We start from the raw sequence: 858 nt of genomic DNA, 5'->3' as shown, positions 1-858 counted from the left end.
AGGGTCTGTCTGGAAACAAAATAATCGTGTATAATCTTGATAAAAAACAAATTGAGGTTTTCGCCGATGACAATTCCGAAACGTTATGAAATTACTGATGAGCAATGGGCCCGGATTGAGGACCGTTTTCCGCCCTATAAAGCCGGACGCCCACCTAAAATACCTAATCGCCAAGTTTTTAATGCGGTTCTCTGGTTGTTAAAAAGTGGCGCCACCTGGCGTGATATTCCTGAACGATACGGTTCATGGAAAACCATCTATAGTCGTTATCGTAGTTGGGTTGATGCCGGCTTGTTTGAACGGATCTTTAAGGATTTGATCGATGAACCGGATATGGAAAATATCAGCCTCGATTCAACTAGCATTCGAGCTCATCAAAAGGCCACGGGCGCTAAAAAAACGCCCGCTGTGACGTTGAGAATCAAGCCATCGGTCTAAGCCGTGGTGGTCGAACCACTAAAATTCATGCGGTGGTGGATGGCCTTGGAAATCCATTATGTTTTATCCTTACCGGCGGCCAAGTTCATGATAGTCGGGCAGCTGAACCATTACTGCGACAATTAGCTTTAGCCGGCGTTAATCTGATTGCCGATAAAGCTTATGGGACTAAGGAACTGCGCCAGTATATTGAAGCTGAAGGCGGTCAATATACGATTCCACCTAAAAGTAATGCCCAAGACAAGTGGGATTGTGATTATTATGTCTATTGTGAACGCCATTTGATCGAGAATTACTTTAATCAATTGAAGAATTACCGGCGGATTGCGACGCGATATGATAAACTAGCGCATGTTTTTCTACAAACCATTTACATTGCTTCAATTTTGATTTGGCTTAAATAGTTTCCAGACAGACCCT

The 858-nt window shown here is 43.4% G+C and carries 1 protein-coding gene; it reads left to right on the top strand.

The window, feature by feature from the left end:
- Window positions 1–66: 66 nt before the first annotated feature.
- Window positions 67–842 (top strand): IS5 family transposase gene (locus JCM14108_RS14495; RefSeq protein WP_152536969.1). Its coding sequence is split into 2 segments (ribosomal slippage): window positions 67–394 and window positions 394–842, totalling 777 coding nucleotides; the frame shifts between segments, so codons are not numbered across the junction.
- Window positions 843–858: the final 16 nt, after the last annotated feature.

Origin of the sequence: Lentilactobacillus farraginis DSM 18382 = JCM 14108, from assembly GCF_000583655.1 — a bacterium.
Taxonomy (GTDB): domain Bacteria; phylum Bacillota; class Bacilli; order Lactobacillales; family Lactobacillaceae; genus Lentilactobacillus; species Lentilactobacillus farraginis.
The sequence above is the reverse complement of the archived record's forward strand: the minus strand, read 5'-3'. Positions and strand labels throughout refer to the sequence as shown.